The 21,805-nt window shown below is 43.2% G+C and carries 16 protein-coding genes and 1 pseudogene; 10 read left to right on the top strand and 7 right to left on the bottom strand.

Annotated features, from left to right (window positions below):
* Nucleotides 1–17: 17 nt before the first annotated feature.
* Complete coding sequence (locus tag KQP79_RS09605; RefSeq protein WP_004300153.1) at nt 18–686, top strand: bifunctional 4-hydroxy-2-oxoglutarate aldolase/2-dehydro-3-deoxy-phosphogluconate aldolase; 669 nt, start codon at nt 18–20, stop codon at nt 684–686.
* A 583-nt stretch (nt 687–1,269) separates the two neighbouring features.
* Here the strand turns inward: KQP79_RS09605 and KQP79_RS09600 are convergent.
* From KQP79_RS09600 to KQP79_RS09570, 7 genes are read right to left on the bottom strand one after another with little or no spacing between them, the layout of a single operon-like run.
* Complete coding sequence (locus tag KQP79_RS09600) at nt 1,270–1,608, bottom strand: DUF2149 domain-containing protein (RefSeq protein WP_004300151.1); 339 nt, start codon at nt 1,606–1,608, stop codon at nt 1,270–1,272.
* Nucleotides 1,595–2,203, bottom strand: a complete 609-nt coding sequence (locus KQP79_RS09595) for a MotA/TolQ/ExbB proton channel family protein (protein WP_004300150.1) — start codon at nt 2,201–2,203, stop codon at nt 1,595–1,597. Before KQP79_RS09595 ends, KQP79_RS09600 begins: the two co-directional genes overlap by 14 nt.
* A gap of 8 nt (nt 2,204–2,211) precedes the next feature.
* Nucleotides 2,212–2,925: a hypothetical protein gene (locus KQP79_RS09590; protein ID WP_004325695.1), complete on the bottom strand. Its 714-nt coding sequence runs from the start codon at nt 2,923–2,925 to the stop codon at nt 2,212–2,214.
* A gap of 6 nt (nt 2,926–2,931) precedes the next feature.
* Nucleotides 2,932–7,326: a cobaltochelatase subunit CobN gene (locus KQP79_RS09585; protein WP_004308061.1), complete on the bottom strand. Its 4,395-nt coding sequence runs from the start codon at nt 7,324–7,326 to the stop codon at nt 2,932–2,934.
* Nucleotides 7,327–7,364: 38 nt separating this feature from the next.
* A complete protein-coding gene (locus KQP79_RS09580) occupies nt 7,365–9,512 on the bottom strand; it encodes a TonB-dependent receptor (protein WP_004308060.1) in 2,148 nt (715 codons plus the stop codon).
* Nucleotides 9,509–10,192, bottom strand: a complete 684-nt coding sequence (locus KQP79_RS09575; protein WP_004308059.1) for an HmuY family protein — start codon at nt 10,190–10,192, stop codon at nt 9,509–9,511. Before KQP79_RS09575 ends, KQP79_RS09580 begins: the two co-directional genes overlap by 4 nt.
* Nucleotides 10,193–10,206: 14 nt before the next feature.
* Complete coding sequence (locus tag KQP79_RS09570) at nt 10,207–11,097, bottom strand: calycin-like domain-containing protein (RefSeq protein WP_061447572.1); 891 nt, start codon at nt 11,095–11,097, stop codon at nt 10,207–10,209.
* A gap of 196 nt (nt 11,098–11,293) precedes the next feature.
* On the opposite strand from KQP79_RS09570, the gene KQP79_RS09565 reads away from it, so the two are divergent.
* The 9 genes and pseudogenes from KQP79_RS09565 to KQP79_RS09525 all read left to right on the top strand — a co-directional run bounded on the left by KQP79_RS09565 (nt 11,294) and on the right by KQP79_RS09525 (nt 21,802).
* A complete protein-coding gene (locus tag KQP79_RS09565) occupies nt 11,294–12,175 on the top strand; it encodes a hypothetical protein (RefSeq protein ID WP_004308057.1) in 882 nt (293 codons plus the stop codon).
* 18 nt (nt 12,176–12,193) lie between these two features.
* A complete protein-coding gene (locus tag KQP79_RS09560) occupies nt 12,194–12,574 on the top strand; it encodes a thioesterase family protein (protein ID WP_004303823.1) in 381 nt (126 codons plus the stop codon).
* Nucleotides 12,575–12,654: 80 nt separating this feature from the next.
* On the top strand, nt 12,655–13,557 hold the full coding sequence (locus KQP79_RS09555; protein ID WP_004300142.1) for a cation diffusion facilitator family transporter: 903 nt from the start codon (nt 12,655–12,657) through the stop codon (nt 13,555–13,557).
* Nucleotides 13,558–13,604: 47 nt separating this feature from the next.
* Nucleotides 13,605–15,203 (top strand): aspartate:alanine exchanger family transporter, encoded by a 1,599-nt coding sequence (locus tag KQP79_RS09550; RefSeq protein WP_004308056.1) that lies wholly within the window; start codon nt 13,605–13,607, stop codon nt 15,201–15,203.
* A 46-nt stretch (nt 15,204–15,249) separates the two neighbouring features.
* Nucleotides 15,250–15,630 carry a hypothetical protein gene (locus KQP79_RS09545; RefSeq protein WP_004317845.1) on the top strand — a complete coding sequence of 127 codons (381 nt, stop codon included), beginning with the start codon at nt 15,250–15,252 and terminating at the stop codon, nt 15,628–15,630.
* Nucleotides 15,631–15,714: 84 nt separating this feature from the next.
* Nucleotides 15,715–18,035: pseudogene (locus KQP79_RS09540) on the top strand (TonB-dependent receptor).
* Between the two features lie 124 nt (nt 18,036–18,159).
* Nucleotides 18,160–18,501 carry a hypothetical protein gene (locus tag KQP79_RS09535; RefSeq protein ID WP_008776571.1) on the top strand — a complete coding sequence of 114 codons (342 nt, stop codon included), beginning with the start codon at nt 18,160–18,162 and terminating at the stop codon, nt 18,499–18,501.
* A gap of 113 nt (nt 18,502–18,614) precedes the next feature.
* On the top strand, nt 18,615–20,954 hold the full coding sequence (locus KQP79_RS09530) for a TonB-dependent receptor (protein ID WP_004300137.1): 2,340 nt from the start codon (nt 18,615–18,617) through the stop codon (nt 20,952–20,954).
* Between the two features lie 527 nt (nt 20,955–21,481).
* Nucleotides 21,482–21,802 carry a helix-turn-helix domain-containing protein gene (locus tag KQP79_RS09525; protein WP_004308054.1) on the top strand — a complete coding sequence of 107 codons (321 nt, stop codon included), beginning with the start codon at nt 21,482–21,484 and terminating at the stop codon, nt 21,800–21,802.
* The last annotated feature ends 3 nt before the right edge of the window (nt 21,803–21,805 follow it).

Below are 21,805 nucleotides of genomic sequence, written 5' to 3'. Positions count from 1 at the left end.
AAATAGTAAATAATAAGATGGCAAAATTCGATAAAATAGCCGTATTGAATAAGATCGGCTCTACAGGAATGGTTCCTGTATTCTATCACAAAGATGCAGAAGTTGCAAAGAAAGTAGTAAAGGCTTGTTATGACGGTGGTGTTCGTGCTTTCGAATTCACAAACCGTGGTGACTTTGCACAGGAAGTATTTGCTGAAATCGTTAAATTCGCAGCAAAAGAATGCCCTGAAATGGCAATCGGTATCGGTTCTATCGTTGATCCGGCTACTGCTGCTATGTACCTGCAACTGGGTGCTAACTTCGTGGTAGGTCCGTTGTTCAACCCTGAAATTGCTAAGGTATGTAACCGTCGCTCGGTAGCTTATACTCCGGGATGTGGTTCTGTGTCAGAAGTTGGTTTTGCGCAGGAAGTAGGTTGCGATCTTTGCAAAGTATTCCCGGGTGATGTTTACGGAACTAACTTCGTGAAAGGTTTGATGGCTCCGATGCCATGGTCTAAGCTGATGGTAACAGGTGGGGTAGAACCTACTAAGGAAAACCTGACTGCATGGATTAAAGCCGGTGTATTCTGCGTAGGTATGGGCTCTAAACTGTTCCCGAAAGATAAGGTAGCAGCAGAAGACTGGGCTTATGTAACTGCAAAATGTGAAGAAGCTCTCGGCTATATTGCTGAAGCTCGTAAATAAGATTAGAGAGCGAAAGCTATCTATAATAAAAAGAGGTTGATGCGACAGTCTCTTTTAAAATATGCCTCGAGGGTTAGTTAGTTTAGTTAGTATATGAGGCATATTTTCATTTTGTTTAAAGGTGTTTAAAGGGGATAGGCCATCGGAATGAGTGACTCATTTCGGTGGCTTGTTTTTTTATTTCCTTTTTATATGTTGTCGATGTTCGAATATATAAATGGGCAGGAATATTAACAAGAAGCAGAGAACACTGATGAGGAGCAGATAACGGTTGTAGAGATACTCTCCCTCCTGGGGAGGAGCACTTAACAGGCATCTTAAGCAATCGCAGTCCATATCCTGACTGTCGTGCTGGCAAAGCAAAAAGCAGAAAGTAATGAGAACGATACCTAATAACAGGCAGATGATTAGTAGATTTCTGCGATAATGTGTGTGTCTTTTGTCGGGTTTTGATAAAGAAGAAACCATGTTTTGTTCTGATAGTTATCAATGTAAAATGAAAGAAATAAAGGGCAGACAATGCCTGAATAGGATTGTCCTGCCCGATACTATTGATTATTGGTAGGAAATATACTTTTAATGGTTATTCCGGAACATAAATAATCTCACCGTTATCCAGTTCGTAGGCTATCCCTACTTTTCTTCCTCTTTTCCCTGAATCCTCCTCTTTCTGACCGGAAGGCTTGTAAGTGTTGATTTTCTTTCCTTCCTTGGAGATGATTTCCATATTTTCTTTACCAGGATTCTTCACGATGGTGAAATCTTCCTGTCCGAAAACTTCCGTCATATTCATGTGCATCACCATTGCTACCATCAATGCCACGGCAAATACCATCGCTACGTCGAACAAGTTTACTACTACACTTAGCGGGTCGGTATCCTCTTCTTTGAGGAATTTGCTGACTCTTCTATTTCTTTTCATTATTGGACTCTCCGGTTGTTTCGTTTAATACTCTTGATACATAATCGAGGTTGTTGACATCTTTGGCATACCAACGTTGTTTGAACTGCATGGATATCAGTCCCACAGCACTAATAACCAAACCTACAACAGTCGTTGCAAATACTACCTGCATATTATATGCCATTCCGGAGATATCTCCTGTAGAAAGTCCCACAAGTGCCGGACTCATGGAAATCAATGTTCCTATCAATCCGAGAACCGGACCTATCTTAGCCAGCATTTTAGAAAGAGACACATCTTTCTCTGCTTCATTCTCGAATTTTGTTATCAGGAAGTCAGAGTAATCTGCACTGGCCGGATGGTAGAGCAGATCGCGGAGATAACCCATATATAGTGAATTGTCTTTGTCGGGTAAAGCTGCTTTCAGATCGTCTATCCGTGCATCTTTAATGAGTTGGTCCAGTGCTTTGTCATTTTTACGTTTGGTCATGTACATGTTGTAGGTGCCTCCGATCAAAATAAGTGAACGAACGAACAGGCACAGCAAAATAATGATATCGGGTATAAGTAAACTGTTCGCTACCCAGAATAAAAGTTTAGAGATGAGTTCCATATAATATTTTATTGATTGATTTTACTTCTTTTTTTTAATTCTTTACGTTGTAATAAAGGCCATTTCAGCTTGTTCCAGGCAAATCCAATGAGAAACAGGATAACGAACAGACCGATGGACAAGATAATCGCTTTCCAGTTGAGCGCCTCTTCGGTGGCGGCATAGGTCGTTTTCCCATTGACAGTGGTCAGTAGTCCGAGGATACAGATGAATAAGCTGACAAGGAAATGAACTTCCAACCGGAGATCGTCTTCGGGTACAAGATACTTCATCAGCCGGCTTAATAATGGGATGGCGATAACCACTATCCCTGCAAATGACCAGGCTGTCACTGAAAAGTCTACGCCAGGTAACCGGAAGATAGCTTCTGTGAGATAGTAGAATAATACGGGGAAGAGCAACAAGCTGGGATACCAGCGAAGTAATTCCGCCCACCATAAATTCTTCTTACCATAAAGTCCGCGCAGGAAAGCCACGCAATAGCCGAAGCAGAGTGCTGACTCAAGCGTTATGATAATAGCCATGTTTTGCAATGCTTCCGTGTTCTGCAGATAATCAGCAATCTGTGTCTTTGACTGGAGAATAGCATACTGCCAGGTGCCGGCTACAAAAAGACCGGCTATCAGGCTGTATATTACGGTTTGCCAAAGTTTCCAGAAACTGAGTTTGAAACTGCAGTTAATCACGATAAACAGCATTAATATGTGAATAATTAACTCCATATTACATTACTTTTTCCGTTTCTTTTTAAGTATTAGCAACATGACAACAAATGCTACCAGAACAATACCTGCGATAAGGCCTCCATTCAAAGAATTTTGTTCTTCCTGTGCCCCTTGTACGGCATCGCTCGATTGTTTCTTCAATACCATGCCTCCTTTGGTCGCTTCTCCGTCCAGGGTGGCTTGTTTCATTTGTTTCAGTTCCTTGTTGTAGTTGGCTGCGGTTTGCGCATCTACTTGAGAGGCGATGAACTGCTGTAATTTGGCATTGTCTCCGGTAAATCCGCTGCCCGAAGGACCGAATTGTCTGACAAGGTCTGTATGCAGTTTGGCAATATTGGAGAGTTGTTCCGGAGAAGCTTTCCAATATCCTTTGCGGGCAGTTTCCATCATAACGGCAGTCACTTCCTGTAAAGCTGCGGGATTCTGTTTTTCAAAGAAGTCTTTTACATTCAGTTTGTATTCGTCTTTGACATATACATCATATATATTATCCCAAAGTTCCTTGTCGATAGCGGCAGGTTTCATCACGTTCCAGCCATACGTATTGGTTACAGTCTGGGCAACTTCGCTTGCTGCAGAAGCACCGCCTTTCATTTTCTCTTTGATATAGGTAGGATTCAGAATCGTTGTACGGCTTTCTACACCGACTGCTTCTTTAAGTTCCTGCATTTTCATGTTGTTGCGGTTCCGGTAGTCGCTAAGATAAGCGTCCGGGTCTTTACCGGTAACATTGCGTACGGCAAGATTCATACCTCCCATGAATTCATATACGTGGTCGAGGCTCAATGCTCCCCAAGTGTTACTTTGGCGGGGCTGAACGACAACATCAGTACTGTTCAATGCTGCTTCAAAGGCAAATTTCTGAAAGACTTCCCAGTGTTTTTCGTCACCGTAGAAGGCTCCCATATTGTTGAGGTAAGTATCTGCAATTTCCGATTCACTTTCCCAGCGGTCGCCGGATTCCACCATTCCTTGAATTCCTGTACCATACATGCCATTAGCACCTCCGAATACTCGGAAAGAAGCCATTTCGCGGGCATCTTTCGGACTGACACCTTTTTCGGTCAACACTCTTTCAGCTTCTACCACACTGGCAGCTACCTGATTTTCAAACTTGTCGTCTTTCGCTGCCGCAGCCATTTCTACTGCACGGTTAATCAGGAAGAGGCGGGAAGCGGCGATATCACGGAGTTGTCCGGAAGTCTGAACTACTACGTCGATACGTGGACGTCCCAGTTCGGCTGAAGGAATCAGTTTTAGATCACTGACACGACCGAATGCGTCACGAACAGGTTCTACTCCCAGCATATACAGTACTTGAGCAATAGTAGCCCCACCGGTTTCTATAAATTCGGAAGACCAGAGAGTATAACTCACTTTACGTGGGATTGAATCATTGTGACGTTGCTTGTAAGTATCAATCGTTTGTTTGGCTAAAGCGATACCTTTTTCCCAAGCGGATTCTGTAGGAGTTGCTTCGGCATTGATAGCATACATATTACGTCCGGTTGGTAAAGCATTCGGATTAGCAATCGGATCACCTCCGGGAGTAGGAGCGGTGTATCCACCTTTCAATGCATTCATCAGACTGCTTAACTCTTCTTCGGGACTTGTCAGAAGTGCGTTCTTGTAGTTGCCTACATTCTTGATTGTACGCTCTACTTCAGCGATGGCAAGTGCCAGTTCGATTTCTTCTTTACTGTATTCTTTCGGAGCTTTTCCCATAGCGGCCATCATGGCAGCCATACCTTGAGGCTTTTCTTGCTTTCCACTGTTTCCCTGTTTGTCAGAAGATCCGGCAGCTTTTTCTTTATTAGCTTTCATTCCGGCTTCCATTTTCTTCAATGCTTCCGGACTTGCTCCCATAGACTTAGCCATTTCCATTGCTTTTTCAGGATCCATGTTGGCGCCCATTTTCTTCATGGCCTCTTTCATGCTTTCGGGCATTTGACCATGAGGAGAACCCTCTTTGGAGACAGATGCCGGATGTCCTTTACCTGCTTTCTTTTCGTCGGATTGTTCACTCTTTGCCGATGCAGCCATCATCATTGCCATCATACCTTTCGGAGCATTGCGGTCTGCCTCTATTTGACGAGCCTTGGCTAGTTCCTGTGCGGTGATACCGGCTGTACGACAAATTAGTTCATCTGTGGCCAGTGCAGGATTAGCGAGCAACTTTTCTACCAGATGGCGAGCAGGAGTCAAGTACTGTTGTGTAAAGAGGCTGCGGTGCTTGCTAACGGCATCTGTCGCTTTACCACGTTGCTTGTCAAGAGCCAGCAGGCTGTATGCGATAGGTTCTGTAGCCATTGCATAGACGGAAGAAGTGATCCGTTCCGCTTCATAAGGAACTCCCATTGTGTAGAGTTGTCCGGTGATTTTCTCGGTAGCCAGTTCTTCTGCGAAGTTTTCTACACGGGCGATTTCATCTTCCGTATATGGTTTGTTGGCAATGCTGTCCAAACCTAAATCACGGTGAATTCCCATTTTCACAGTCAGCGTTTTGACAGCTAATGATTCCTGATCTTTATTCTCTTTGTGAGAGTTATTGTAAATCTTGATTTTTTCCATCAGCTCCCGATAAATACCACGCACACTGCTTTCAAGGAAAGGAGGAGTGAGGTACGACTGTATGGTGGCATACGAACGGCGTTTAGCCATCATTCCTTCACCAACATTACCAATAGAGTAGATATAGAAGTGCGGAACTGCTCCAACCAGGCGATCCGGCCAGTCGTTGCTGCACAATGCCACTTGTTTTCTGGGAGTAAATTCAAGACTTCCATGTGTACCGAAATGGATCAGTGCGTCAGCCTTGAAACCATGTTGCATCCATAGATAGGAAGCAATATAAGTATGAGGAGGAGCCATATTAGTGCCATGAATCACTTGGAAGGAGTTGTCCCCGCTTCCGGCAGCATTTTGTGGCATTAAGACTACATTCCCGAATTGCAGACGGGCAATACCCAATTTACCGTCGTTAGTCGCCATATAGTTGCCGGGGAATTCGCCGAAAGCATCCACCACTTCCTGATATTTTTCAGGGCGGAGTGACTCTTTCACCCAACTTTCATATTGATCTTTGGTGATAAGTTCGGGATGTCCTTTTTGCATAAAGTCATTAAAGGCTCCCTCTGCGTAAGAGTTGAACACAGCGCCTTGAGCCTGTATCATTTTACCCAGTTTTTCAGCATTTGCAGGCAGACCGGATATGTTGTATCCTTCCTGTTTCATGCGGACCAGAAGATTGTATAGGGAAGGAACCACCTCCATACCGGCAGCGGTCAATGCATTTTGCCCCGGACCTTTATAATAGTAGATAGCTACCTTCTTCTCGCTGTTCGGCTTAGTATTCAGATTCAAATAATTATTGATTGTGGATACGAAAGTCTTCAAGCGTTCGGGTACTGCATACGAATGGCGCAATCCTTCTTCATCCTCATATTGTGCAAAGAGAGCGAAAGGACGGATGGCACCGTCGATTTCCGGAGTCACGATACTTTGTGACATAAATCCTCCTGCCATTCCCATCGGATCTTTCTCCCATTCGTCTACCAGGCTGTTGATGGTGAGCGGAGCAAACAAGAGGATATTCTTAGCTTTCAGATAATCCACCATTTTGTCTCCCATGCGTCCGTGTGCCATGTTGATGATTGCGTCTGGCTGCACTTCGTCAATAAATGACATGAATTTCGTCATTGACTGAACCGGATAAACATTGTAACCTTCTTTTTCAAGAGCCTCAATAAGTCCGGTGGCATCAGCCATTTGTCCGGTTATCATGATTTTACGTGCTCCTTCTTTATAAAGACGGTTGTCCTTCATGAATTTCTCATAATTTGCCACGGTGAGGAACTCCAGTTCATCATCCGGGTTGGTGAGTCCGGCGTGATAGAGCATGTCGCTGGGTCTTTCTGCCGGGTCTTCCACTTCCGGTATGGAAGAGATTTTACCGTCAATAGCTTTACGGATATAATTCAGCATATTCCGGTAGTTGGTCTTTCCTCCGTTGGTCAGATAACCTCGTATCAGATTCTGTTGTACGCTGTCCAGATTACAAATGTTGTTGGCCGGGTTGGTAGCCATGGAAGTATATACAGGAATACCTTTGTCGGCAGCCTGTTGTATTTGTTGACGTTGTTCCTCGACGATACGCAGACCCATTCCGTTGATGAATACCATGTCGTAACCGGTCAGACGGTCGAGGTTGTCGAGCGATACTTCACTGAGTTTGATGGATAAATTGTCGTTGGCTTTCGATATACTTCCCTGCTGTATGGTCTGGAAGTTGATGAAAGCAATCTTTGTAGGACTGAACCAGATATTCCATACGGACATCCCTATCAGAGCTGCAGCAACGGTGCATACACCTAAGATGATTTTACTTTTCTTTTTCATTTCTCTTATTTTTAGCTTTGTATGTAGTTTTATCTTTTCTATTTTCTGAAGAACCTGTCTACGTCTAATGCAAGTCCGATGGAGAAGTTGGTTCCCCGGGTATAAGGAGAGTTTGCATCATAATAGCTTGGAACATAATTAAATATGTTGTTGACGGCCATATTCAGGCTGACTCCTTTCCAGATCCCTTGTGTCAACGTCAGGTTCCACATCGTATATCCCGGATAAGTCACTCCGGTAGTCCCTTCATCCGGATTATTGCCCACATATTTATTGGTTTCTACTTTGGATAACGCACGTCCGTTCAGGGAAAGATTGAATTGATAATTATCCCATGATTTGCCGTATTCGATACGTGCGGTCGCTGAATGTGGGCGGGTACTGGAGAATTTCATTTGTCCGTCGCGCATAAACTCGTGGAGGTATCCGTAAGAAACACGTATTCCCAGACCACAAGGATATTTGGCGGAGGCGTTGATATCCACACCGGCGATGTCTACTTTCTCTGTATTGATATATAGCTGTGCCCATCTTCCGTCAGTGTCGCGGAATGAAGTCAGGTCGATCCGGTCATTGACAAGGTTGTAATATCCTGAAACGGTAAAATTGTAACGGTTCTTGGTATATTCCGCCGAGAGCGAGAAGTTGTGGCTCGTCTCCGATTTCAGGTCGGGATTACCATAAATCATCATGGCATTTGCCATGTCGAAGTTCATATACATTTCTTTGAGGGTAGGAGAGCGGAATCCCTGTGAGTATGAGCCACGGAGGGAGCAGTTGGCTATTTTGTACATCAGTCCGATGTGCGGAGATATATGACGTACGTTAGATTGTGAGAAATAGTCGAAACGTACCCCGCTGATTACGTTGAAATGTTCGGTCGGGTTCCAGTCGAACTGTCCGAATGCATCTGCCGAGTGCATGGTATAACTTCCATTGTTGGTAAATTGATAAGACAATAGATAGTCACGCATATAATCTCCTCCTACGGTCAGAATGTTTTTATCGTTGAAGGTGTAATTGTAGAGTGCGCGTACGCTATGTTGCACATTGCTGTAATCGCGGACATCGTATTTGTATGAGGTCAGATAATCACTTTTATCATATTGGTCGAATGTATAGGCAACTTCCAGATTACTCATGATGTTGAAATCATAGTTGGCTTTCAGACCTCCGCTGAAATCACGATAACGGTCTTTGCTGTCTCCGGTCTTATCCCGTTCGCGGAAATAATAACCTCCGCGTGCAGTCAGTTTCAACTGTTCAATCGGTCTGTAAACAAGACGTTCCTTCACATTCCATGTGCGGTTTCCGAAGATGGTTGTCACATCTCCTTCCGGTACGTCGTAAGAATCGGACATTGTATGTTGCACATTCGTCTGGCTGTTGAATTTACCGGCTTTGAAACTGAAAGTTCCGCCATATCGTTGGTCGTTATGTTCACCGAAGCGGCTGTTTACATTTAAATTCCATGGGTCCTCGGAATCACGGGTGATGATGTTGATTACGCCACCTACTGCACTGGAACCATAGAGAGTAGAGGCAGCCCCTTTTACAATTTCTACCCGTTCCACGTTATCGAGGTTCAATCGGTTGTAGTCGACGTTGTTTAAAGTTTCCCCTGCCAGACGTTCGCCATCTACCAGGAAGAGTACAGAGTTTCCTCCGAATCCCTGCATATTGATAGAAACCTGCTGATCCATTGAATAGGAAAATTCAATGCCCGGCAGTTCCGATTGTAATAATTGTCCTACGTTGGTTGCATCTACCTTCTTAATATCGTCTGCTGTGATTACACGAGTGATGATAGGAGCATCTTTCAGTAATTTGGGAGTACGTGTACCTGTGACAACCACTGTTCCCAGGTCAAACTGATCTTCCGATAAGCGGAAACTTAGTCTTTTCTCTTTCCCTACAGTCAGTCTTTTTTCTTGTGGCTGATAGCCTACATACGAGGCGGTGATGAGGTATGTACCGGTTCCGGGGAGTTGTAATGTATATGTGCCGTCGACGGATGTGACGGCTCCGGTTCCTTTACCTTTGATGGAAATCGTTGCACCGGGGAGAGGTTCCCCTTCTGTATCAGTTACACGTCCGCTGATGTGATAAGTTGAGTGTTGTGCTAATGTGGTGCAAGTTGCTATAAATGAAAAAAGCAATAATGATATTATAAATGTAGGTTTCATTCTTGTTGATTGGTTTCATTGTTGTTGTCCTCGAACTCAAGCGGATACTGGAAATTGAAGTCAATATATCCTTTTATACCTCTGGCATTCATGTAGTTGGTAAAACGGATCGCTGCGTATGTATTGTCTTTCAAACGTATCAAAAAAACTTGGTTTGACATGGTGTATACCGGAGGCATCGTTGCGGTATTAACGTCCAGCCAGCTGGAAAGAACAGCATTACGGTAAGACTCTGTGTAGATAATGTTTCCGTCCATCATGCCCGACATGTCAATGGCTATTTTATCGGTTGTCCATTCATCTTCTACAAAATCTTCCGCTTTAGGCAGTTTACCTGTTGCTTTAAACTCGTCGATACTTGTGTAAGTTGTTTTGTAGGCAGCACCCTCGTTGGTTTTTATATCATAACGATGAATAGCGAAATCCCACTTGTCAGGAATTTGACTCTCATATTCCTCTCCGATTTTAACGGTAGTAACCGTACGTTCCGAGAGGTTAATGTAGGCCCATTCTGTATATTCAACAGTCTTGACTTGTGAAAAGCTATTTTCCTTGATTTCCATCTCCGTTTCGATGGGGGCATCATAAATATTTTCAAATATTCCATTACAAGCAGAGAGCGACATTGCCGCTCCCAGTACTATAGTATATTTGAAAATAGCGTTCCTGCTTCTTTTCATTGCTATTTAATCGTTTATTGTGCGCTACTTTGAGTATTACTTCCCGTAAATTCTGCTGTAATTGGCATTGGCATACTTCCCGGTGAGAAAACGATACTAACAGTGGCTGTTCCGTCTGCATTAATTGTACCGTTCAGACTTGTGCCGTTAATAGCAAGAGCTTCACCTGTAGTTTTTTGGGTATCTGCTTCAAAGGCACCCAGACTGAGCGAGTAACTACCATTGTTTGCTTTAGTAACATTGACTCTGGTAACAGTGAATTTTTCAAAGTTACTCATTGAACCTCCTGCATTATTAAACCCGCTGATTGTAACATTTACGGTACTACCTGTTGGGTTTTCAATCTTTACTTGGCAATCTGTAGTAGAGCCAACTTCTCCTCCTTGTACCTTAAGGCTCAAATTAGTTTGGTATTTATAAGTGTCTTTTATATAATAACCAACAGGAGTTTCTCCTTGTATGAAATCAATCTCCATTTTTCCCATAGGTACAGGAATATCAACATTGGCTTTCAAACTTAACACTTTAGAACCATCTACACTACCTTCTAATGTGTAGTCGTAGCTACCGCCTGTGCTGCCGCCCATAGACATGGCAACTTCACCGGAACCGCTGAAAGACTTATTAGAAGAAAGTTTTAAATTATTCAGAGTGAAATCTCCAGATCCGGATTTATATACCAAATTGATGGTACCATCTTCGTTGGCAGTGATTGTTGCTGTGGATTCATCACCCAACAAATAATCAGAGAACATATTGCATGCGCCGACTGAATAACCTTTATAAGCTCCTGCTATTTCTTTGGCAAGGTTAGGTTCATCGTCGTCGTTGTTGCTACAAGAAACGAAAGTAGAAGAAAGAGATAGTGCCATAAGGGCAACCATCCAAAAGTTTAAGATTTTCATACTTAATTTTGATAGATAATGATTAATTAAATTTCCAGCTGCAAAGTTACGGGGATATATATACGGGGGAAATACCTAAAAGAAATGAAAAAATGAGAGGCTTTAATTATATGTAGGTATTGGGAGGAGTGGATTAACTCGTTATTTTTGCAGTCTTTTACTAAATTGATGATTAAAAAATTAAAATGAGAAGAAAATGAAAGGCGGCTACAGTAGAAAAAGTGTATTGACAGGGATTACTTCTTTCCTGATTGTATTGTTTACTATGCCGTTGGGGCATGCATTAATGATTTTTATGGAGCATGTGCTCTCATCCACAGCTCTTCACTATGCGGCTTTCACGATGGGAGCAGTAGGTCTGGTGATGGTGATTATTGGAGTGTTTGCAAAAGGAGATACACGACAGACATTATGGGGATTATTCGGAGGACTACTCTTCTGGACCGGATGGGTAGAGTTTATCTACGTATATTATGCACATCGTTATGAAGTGCAACCATTGCTGAACGCTGCCGGTGAAGTCGTGACAAAACCGGAATATTTAATCATGCCTTCCTCCTTCGGCTTTTGGGTGATGTTTATGCTGATTTACATTTTCAGTATAAAAAGCGGATGCGACTTCTTTACCTATCTTCAAAAAGTCTTTTTCCGTAAGAGTACCACCACGATTGTAGTACGGCCGATGACACGTCATACCTCGATTGTTACTTTTATGGAGTTAAATCTCATCATGTGGACGAGCTATCTCGTGCTACTCTTCTGTTATGATGAGAATTTTGTCGGCGAGCATAGCCCTGTTACTGCTATAGTTGCTTTCGGCTGTCTGGCAGGTTCATTTTTTATGTTTAAACGCCTGTTGAAAATCACTCAATGGGGATATGCCATGCGCTTTTCTATTGCTACGGTAGTAGTGTTCTGGACTTTTGTAGAAGTATTGGGACGCTGGAATATCTTTCATGAAATATGGGTAGAACCAATGGCATATACAACAGAGATGATTACGATACTTTTGGCTTTTTTAGCTCTGTTGGCATTTCTGTTCTACCAGTCTGCTAAAAAGAAGAATAGTCATAACTAAAATATAGAATCAGAAATTATGTTAGAAAAAGGATTGCAATTTATAAAGGAAGTAGTGGTCAAACCGGAAAATCTGGCAGTGGCAATGGGATCGGGTGATCTCCCTGTTCTTGCTACTCCCGCTATGGTAGCATTCATGGAAAATGCAGCTTTGTCTGCTGTTGAAGATCAACTGCCGGAAGGCAATACAACGGTAGGAGCAATGATTCAGACTACACATCTTAAACCCACTGCATTGGGAGACACGGTTCTTGTAACAGCCACACTTCTTGAGGTAGAGGGACGAAAGTTAACATTTTCCGTAGTAGCCTCTGATTCACAGGGTAAAATTGGTGAAGGAACACATATACGTTATGTGGTAGACCGGAATAAGTTTATGGAAAAACTAACCAGTCGTTAATACTGCCAAAAGTGGAAAAGGATGAACTAATCTCCGGGTAAGATGTTTTTTGTATATTAGATATAATAACAATATATAATATGGAACCTCATCATCACCACGAACATAGTCATCGGTTGACATCGCTCAATAAAGCTTTTATCATAGGCATCGCTCTGAATATAACTTTTGTCATAGTAGAATTCGGAGTAGGATTTTATTATAATTCTTTGGGGTTACTTTCCGATGCCGGGCATAATTTGGGTGATGTAGCCAGTCTGGTACTTGCCATGTTGGCCTTCCGGTTGGAGAAAGTTCACCCTAATAGTCGTTACACGTATGGATATAAGAAGAGTACGATACTTGTTTCTTTATTAAATGCAGTTATACTGTTGATTGCTGTTGGCATTATTATTGCCGAGAGCATAGACAAATTATTTCATCCGGTTTCGGTTGATGGTTCCGCTATCGCATGGACAGCTGGGGTGGGAGTGGTCATCAATGCGCTTACTGCATGGCTTTTCATGAAAGATAAAGATAAGGATCTGAATGTGAAGGGGGCCTACTTGCACATGGCAGCAGATACACTGGTATCTGTCGGTGTAGTTGCTTCCGGTATTATTATTACGTATACAGGATGGAGCATCATTGACCCGATTATCGGACTTGGCATTGCTGTTATTATTATTGTCTCTACCTGGGGATTGCTTCATGACAGTCTCCGGTTGTCTTTGGATGGAGTACCAGTGGGGATAGACGCTCAAAAGATACAGCAACTTATCGTGGAACAACCCGGTGTGGAGAATTGCCATCACTTGCATATTTGGGCGTTAAGCACAACGGAAACCGCTCTGACTGCCCACGTTGTCATTGATAATATCACACAGTTGGAGGAAGTGAAACATCATATAAAGGAAGCACTCGAAGAGGCAGGCATTCATCATGCCACTTTGGAGTTTGAAGACGAAAGAGCTACTTGCAGCAACGAATGTTGTGAGGATTAAATAAAATCCGTACCTTCGCGCCCTTAAACTAACTAACCTTTATTTTTATGTTTACTGACTTATTGCATTCCTCTTATTTTTCCCTTTTCCTGATTGTCGCATTAGGGTTTATGCTGGGAAGAATAAAAATCAGAGGATTATCTCTCGATGTGTCGGCAGTTATTTTCATTGCCCTTCTTTTCGGGCATTTTGGTGTTATCATTCCTAAAGAATTAGGAAACTTCGGTTTGGTGCTCTTCATTTTTACCATCGGTATTCAGGCAGGGCCCGGATTCTTCGATTCTTTCCGCAGTAAAGGAAAGACGCTTATTCTCATTACTATGCTTATAATTTGTTCTGCCTGCCTGACCGCAGTCGGGTTGAAGTACGCATTTGATATTGATACACCGAGTATTGTCGGTCTGATTGCCGGTGCGTTGACCAGTACGCCGGGTCTGGCGGTTGCTATTGACAGTACCAATTCTCCTTTGGCATCCATTGCTTACGGTATCGCATATCCGTTTGGAGTAATCGGCGTGATTCTGTTTGTCAAACTGTTACCTAAAATTATGCGGGTAGATTTGAATAAAGAAGCCCGTCGCCTGGAGATAGAACGTCGCGGACAATTTCCAGAACTGACTACTTGTATCTACCGTGTCACCAATTCGCATGTGTTCAACCGTAACCTGATGCAAATTAATGCACGCGGTATGACGGGCGCTGTTATTTCCCGTCTGAAGCACAATGATGAAATATCTATTCCTACAGCCCATACAGTGCTGCGTGAAGGAGACTACATACAAGCCGTAGGTAGCGAAGAATCATTGAATCAGCTTGCTGTGTTAATCGGTAAGAGAGAAGAAGGCGAACTGCCTTTGGATAAAACGCAGGAAATAGAATCTTTACTGTTGACCAAAAAGGACATGATAAATAAACAACTGGGTGATTTGAACTTACAGAAAAATTTTGGTTGTACAGTGACTCGTGTCCGTCGAAGCGGTATTGATTTGTCTCCATCTCCAGATCTCGCTTTGAAGTTTGGTGATAAATTGATGGTTGTCGGTGAGAAAGAAGGACTTAAAGGAGTAGCCCGCCTGCTGGGTAACAATGCGAAGAAACTGTCTGATACGGATTTCTTCCCCATTGCGATGGGTATTGTACTGGGAGTGCTGTTCGGCAAAATAAATATATCTTTCTCTGATAGTCTGTCATTCTCTCCGGGACTGACCGGCGGAGTATTGATGGTAGCCCTTGTGTTGAGTGCGATTGGTAAGACAGGTCCCATCATCTGGTCTATGTCCGGACCTGCCAATCAGTTGTTGCGCCAGTTAGGTCTGCTTCTTTTTCTTGCCGAAGTGGGAACTTCTGCCGGTAAGAATCTGGTAGCCACTTTCCAGGAAAGCGGATTGCTGATGTTCGGAGTAGGAGCTGCCATCACATTGGTACCGATGCTTGTAGCAGCTATTGTCGGACGTCTGGTATTTAAAATCAGTCTGCTCGATTTGCTGGGAACGATAACGGGAGGTATGACGAGTACTCCGGGACTTGCAGCTGCCGATTCAATGGTGGACAGTAACATACCGAGCGTAGCTTACGCAACTGTTTATCCGATTGCCATGGTATTTCTGATTCTGTTTATTCAAATCATAGCTTCGGCAGTATATTAACAGAATTTTGTAGATTCATTGATTGTTAAATAAATAGTTCGTATCTTTGCCGCCTCAAAGAAAAAATGAGGTGAAACGATTGTTATTGAATATTACACGCTACTTCTTACCGATACTGTTTGTGTCGTATCTGGTAAGCTTCACATTCTTTGCCCACGTGCATGTGGTCAATGGCGTGACAATCGTCCATTCACACCCATTTAAGAAAGGGGCGGCACATAAACACTCTACAGTCGAACTGCTACTGATTCATTTTCTGTCTCATTTAACGGCAGACGGTGCAGCCGTAGTTTTTGCTCTTTCCCTTTTTATTCCTTTCTTATTGTATTTGTTGCTCGGCCGTTCGCCGTATGCTCACTATCACTGTCCGTATCATGGGGTAGTGGGACTTAGAGCACCTCCGGCTATTCGTTTCTCCATTCTTTGAATGATGATACCGTACCTTGCATGAGGTAGGGCATTATCTGTCTATCCATGTGAGTACTTATCGAAAACTAATAACAAACGAAAAATGAAGAAATACATCTTTTCGCTTGTCTGCTTGTGCTGCGCATTGTTGCCTGCCCTTGAAGGACAAGCTCATGAATATCCTAATCATCCTGAATTACGTAAGTCAGACGCCAATATCGTTGGCCATATTCTTGATAAAAACACCAAAGAACACTTGCCCTATATAACAGTCGCCTTGAAAGGTACTACCATCGGAACGGTAACCGATGCTACCGGGCATTATTTCTTGAAGAATCTTCCCGAAGGCAATTTTGTGCTCGAAGTTAGTTCGGTGGGGTATAAAACCGTCAGACGGAATGTGACGCTGAAGAAAGGGCGCACATTGGAAGAAGATTTCGAGATAGAAGAAGATGCAGTTGCCTTGGATGGCGTAGTAGTATCTGCCAATCGTAACGAGACTACCCGTCGCCTGGCTCCGACACTGGTGAATGTGGTGGATCTGAAAATCTTTGAGAATACCAATTCTACGACTTTGGCACAAGGATTGAGCTTTCAGCCGGGTGTCCGTGTAGAGTCTAATTGTCAGAATTGCGGCTTCCAGCAAGTGCGTATCAATGGACTGGATGGCCCTTATACGCAAATCCTGCTCGATTCCCGTCCTATTTTTAGTGCACTTTCCGGTGTGTATGGCATCGAGCAGATTCCTGCCAGCATGATAGAACGTGTGGAAGTGATGCGTGGAGGCGGATCTGCTTTGTTCGGCTCGTCTGCTATTGCCGGAACAATCAATATCATTACCAAAGAACCGATGCGCAATTCCGGTATGTTATCGCATACCATTACAGGTATTGGTGATGGCGATGCTTTTGATAACAGTACGGCGCTGAATGCATCACTTGTGACGGACGACCAGCGTGCCGGTTTGTATATCTTCGGTCAGAATCGCCATCGTTCCGCGTATGACCATGATGGTGACGGATATTCTGAAATTCCCAAGATACACGGCCAAACCATCGGTTTCCGTTCATTCCTGAAAACAACGACATATTCGAAACTAACTTTTGAATATCACCACATGGAAGAATTCCGTAGGGGAGGAGACTTGTTGAACCGTCCACCTCACGAAGCGAATGTAGCGGAACAGACCGAACACTCGATCAATGGTGGAGGACTGAAATTTGATTATTTCTCACCTAACGAGAAACATCGTTTCAATGTGTTTGCATCAGCGCAGCATATCAATCGTGACAGCTATTATGGTGGCGGCCAAGATCCGAATGCTTACGGAAACACTACCGACTTAAACTGGATGGCAGGATCGCAATATGTCTATAGTTTCGGAAAATGTATTTTCATGCCTGCTGACCTGACTGCCGGAATAGAATTCAATCAGGATAAACTGGAAGACAATATGTGGGGATACCACCGTACAGTAGACCAAAAGTGAATATCGGTAGTGCTTTCTTTCAGAATGAATGGAAGAATGAGCATTGGGGATTTCTGATTGGCGGTCGTTTGGATAAACATAACCTGATTGACCATGTGATATTCAGTCCGCGTGCCAATCTGCGTTATAATCCGACGGAAAATATCAATCTTCGTTTCAGCTACTCATCCGGTTTCCGTGCTCCGCAGGCTTTCGACGAGGATTTGCATGTGGAGAATGTAGGCGGTAATGTGGCGATGGTTGAATTGGCCGATAATCTGAAAGAAGAAAGATCACAGAGCTTGAGTGCTTCGGCAGATATTTATCATCGTTTTGGTGCGTTTCAGGTTAACTTTTTGGTAGAAGGATTTTATACAAAGTTATCAGATGTATTTGCCCTTACCGACGGAGAGGTAGTGGATGGGATCCTGACACGTACACGCTACAATGCACCGGGAGCCCGTGTGATGGGACTGACATTGGAAGGAAAGATGGCGTATCTGACTAAATTCCAGGTTCAGGCAGGAGTCACCCTGCAACAGAGCCATTATAGCGAACCGCATGTATGGAACAAAGAAGCTCCGGCTGTAAAGAAAATGATGCGTACACCGAATACTTACGGTTATTTTACAGCAACCTATACCCCGATAAAACCATTATCTATCGCTCTTTCCGGTACATATACCGGTTCGATGCTGGTTCCCCACGAACCAGTTCCGGGATTCCTTGAAAAACCGATAACGGTGAATACGAAGGACTTCTTCGATATCGGTTTGAAGGCTGCCTATGATTTCAAACTTTACAAGTCGATGAACTTGCAGGTAAATGCCGGTGTACAGAATATTTTCAATGCCTACCAGAACGACTTCGACAAAGGGGCTGACCGTGACTCCGGTTATATCTATGGTCCGTCATTGCCGAGAAGTTTCTTTGCCGGAGTGAAGATAAGTTATTAAAATTCGGTTAAGATTTAAAATCGTTATAAATAGGGATTGTTTTGCATGGAGACAATCCTTATCTTTGCAAAAAACAAACTAAACCTTGACTTAGGTGCACAGAATAAATGTGCAAGATGACCGAATGAAACAATTGTACCTACATATAATGAAGTGGTTTCTGCCTGTACTGTTTATCTCGTACATGGCAGGAATCACTTTGTTTACTCACTCCCATGTGGTCAACGGGGTTACAATTGTCCATTCACATCCATTTAAAAAAGGCAGCGAACATAGCCATACGACGGTTGAATTCCAACTAATTCATCTCTTGAGTCATGTGTTGGTGACCGACAGCGGTTTGATACCAACATTCTCTGTTGCTGCTTTATCTCTATTATGCATCCTGTTTGTCCGCCCGCAAATTGAGCAATTTTACCGTTCTTGTCCGGGCGTAATATCTCTTAGAGCACCTCCTATCGCTTAGTCTATCTTTTTGGGGGAACAGTATTAATGTATTAGGATCAACGATTAACGATCGCTGCTTCCCTTTCCCTTTATTATTATTTTTCGAATTAAAACATTAAAAGACTAACGACAATGAAGAAATATCTTTTAGTCCTGGTCGGCCTGTGCTGTGTCTTGTCATACGCATTGGCTGAACGTCCGGACTACCCTGAACTGAAGAAATCCGATGCGAATATAATAGGTCATGTACTGGATAAAAAAACGAAAGAACATCTTCCGTACATCACTATCGCACTGAAAGGAACGACCATAGGAACCGTGACCGATGCTACCGGGCATTATTTTTTGAAGAATTTGCCGGAAGGAAATTTTATACTGGAAGTTAGTTCAGTAGGTTACAAGACAGTGACCCGCAACGTAACTCTGAAAAAAGGAAAGACACTGGAAGAAGATTTTGAAATAGAAGAGGATGCGATTGCTCTCGACGGAGTAGTAGTTTCCGCCAACCGGAGTGAAACGACACGTCGTATGGCTCCTACTTTGGTGAATGTTGTCGACCTGAAACTTTTTGAAACCACCAATTCTTCCACTTTATCACAAGGACTGAACTTCCAGCCCGGAGTGCGTGTGGAGACAAATTGCCAGAATTGTGGCTTCCAGCAAGTCCGCATCAATGGTCTGGACGGACCATATACACAAATTCTGATAGATTCGCGTCCCGTATTCAGCGCCCTTTCCGGAGTGTATGGACTGGAACAGATTCCTGCCAGTATGATTGAACGTGTAGAAGTGATGCGTGGGGGAGGCTCCGCCTTGTTCGGTTCTTCAGCTATTGCAGGAACGATTAATATAATCACCAAAGAGCCTTTACGTAATTCGGGTCAGCTGTCGCACACCATAACTTCTTTAGGAGGAAGCTCCTCATTCGATAACAACACCTCGCTGAATGCTTCATTGGTGACGGACGATCATCGTGCCGGATTGTATATCTTTGGTCAGAACCGTTATCGGTCGGGATATGATTATGACGGAGACGGATTTACCGAACTGCCCAAATTGAAGAATCAGACAGTGGGTTTCCGCTCTTATCTGAAAACAAGTACTTATTCCAAACTGACCTTTGAATATCACCACATGCAGGAATTCCGTCGTGGAGGGGATATGTTGAACCGTCCTCCTCACGAAGCGCATATTGCGGAGCAGTTGCAACATTCTATTGATGGTGGAAGTTTGAAATTCGATTATTTCTCTCCGGATGAAAAGAACCGTCTAAGTGTTTTTGCATCGGCTGCCAATACAGACCGGGACAGTTATTACGGACCGGGTAACGATCCTCTGAAAGCCTATGGAAAGACAACGGATTTAACCGCTATGGGTGGTGCACAATACGTACATACGTTTGACAAGTGCTTTTTTATGCCTTCTGATCTCACGGCAGGGCTTGAATATAACCGTGACCGCCTAAAAGATAACATGTGGGGATATAACCGTCACACGGATCAGACGGTGAATATTTACAGTGCTTTTCTGCAGAACGAATGGAAGAACGACCGTTGGGGGATTCTGATTGGTGGTCGTCTGGATAAGCATAATATGGTGGATAATGTGATCTTTAGTCCCCGTGCCAACTTGCGTTTTAATCCTACCCAGAATATTAACCTGCGTTTAAGCTATTCTTCCGGATTTCGTGCTCCGCAGGCTTTTGATGAGGATATGCATATTGAAAATGTGGGCGGAACGGTGGCTATGATCGAGCGTGCAAAGGATTTGAAAGAAGAGAAATCCCAAAGTTTCAGTGTTTCTGCAGATATGTATCATCGTTTCGGAGCATTCCAGACGAATTTGTTGATTGAGGGTTTTTATACAAGACTGACCGATGTTTTTGTATTGGGCAAACCTTACGACCGTGGTGATGGTATATTAGTGAAAACACGTAGCAATGGCCCCGGTGCTAAAGTGATGGGATTGACACTGGAAGGTAAAGTGGCTTATCTTTCTATCCTGCAAATACAAGCGGGATTAACTTTACAACGTAGCCGGTACGATGAACCGCATAAGTGGCATGACGATGCACCGGCAGAAAAGAAGATTTTCCGTACTCCCGATACATACGGTTATTTCACTGCTACTTGTACCCCCATCAAACCTTTATCTATTGCTTTGTCAGGAACCTATACCGGCAGGATGTTGGTGCAACGTATGGATATCACCGCCGAGAATGCCGAACTGGGTAAAATGCCTGAAAGAAAAGCGGAAGCAATCAGAACACCTCGTTTCTTTGATTTGGGAGTGAAACTGGCTTATGACTTCAAGTTATACAAAACGGTTGATTTGCAATTAAACGGCGGAGTTCAGAATATTTTTGAGTCTTATCAGAAGGACTTTGACAGAGGAGCTAACCGGGATTCCGGTTATATTTACGGTCCTTCTTTGCCGAGAAGTTTCTTTGCCGGAGTAAAGATCAGCTATTAATCGGTCATAAAAATAGTTTCCCGGCACGGTACTTTTTGTTTCCTGCGTTGAAACACTTTGTTTCAAGGCTTAAAAGAGTGTAGTTCGTTTTAATCTTTTATAAATCAGCGATTAAAAGTGTTTTTATAAAGATGCAGGTAACGATATAGTAGTGGAAGTTCAGCTACACATTGCATTGCTCTGCATAATTTCAAATATCTCTGTAACACAAAGGTAAGCAATGTTTTTGATGCTTCCAAGTTAATCATAGCATATTTATAGAAGGGTTGACAATTAATTGTCAGCCCTTTTTTTATCCGATATCCTCTGTCATTCTATCAGTCTCTTTTTTAAGAAGGAGAATTGCGTGTATTCCCCTTTCTATCCTGATGAAGAAAAAATATTCTGAAAATTCACATTGATACCAAGTGAGTTACAAGGAAAATGTGGGGCTGGCGGTTACCGTCAGCCCTATTTTTTCATGCCTAATTTTGAAAACTTTGCAACCGAAGAAAGAAAAATAACCCATTAGAACAAAGGAATATTGTATGGAAGAGAACAGAAATGATATTGAGATACTCAAAGCAATGATAAAGGACAACTTTGAGGAACAACGAAAACTGATTGCCAAGCTGGAAACGGCTCTGGAAGCAGTAACCAGTTTCAACGGTAAGCAAATGCTGGACAGCCGGGATATGCGCCTGATGCTGAAAGTATGCGACCGGACACTGATCCGCTGGCGTAATTCCGGGAAACTCCCATTTTTCAAACTCAGCGGCAAGATTTACTTCTGGGCTTCTGACGTATATAAATTCCTGAGAGAAGAATGTCTAAACGAAGATTTCATATCCGATTCTATTAACTCATAAATA

Origin of the sequence: Bacteroides sp. DH3716P (assembly GCF_025914115.1) — a bacterium.
GTDB lineage: Bacteria > Bacteroidota > Bacteroidia > Bacteroidales > Bacteroidaceae > Bacteroides > Bacteroides ovatus.
The sequence above is the reverse complement of the archived record's forward strand: the minus strand, read 5'-3'. Positions and strand labels throughout refer to the sequence as shown.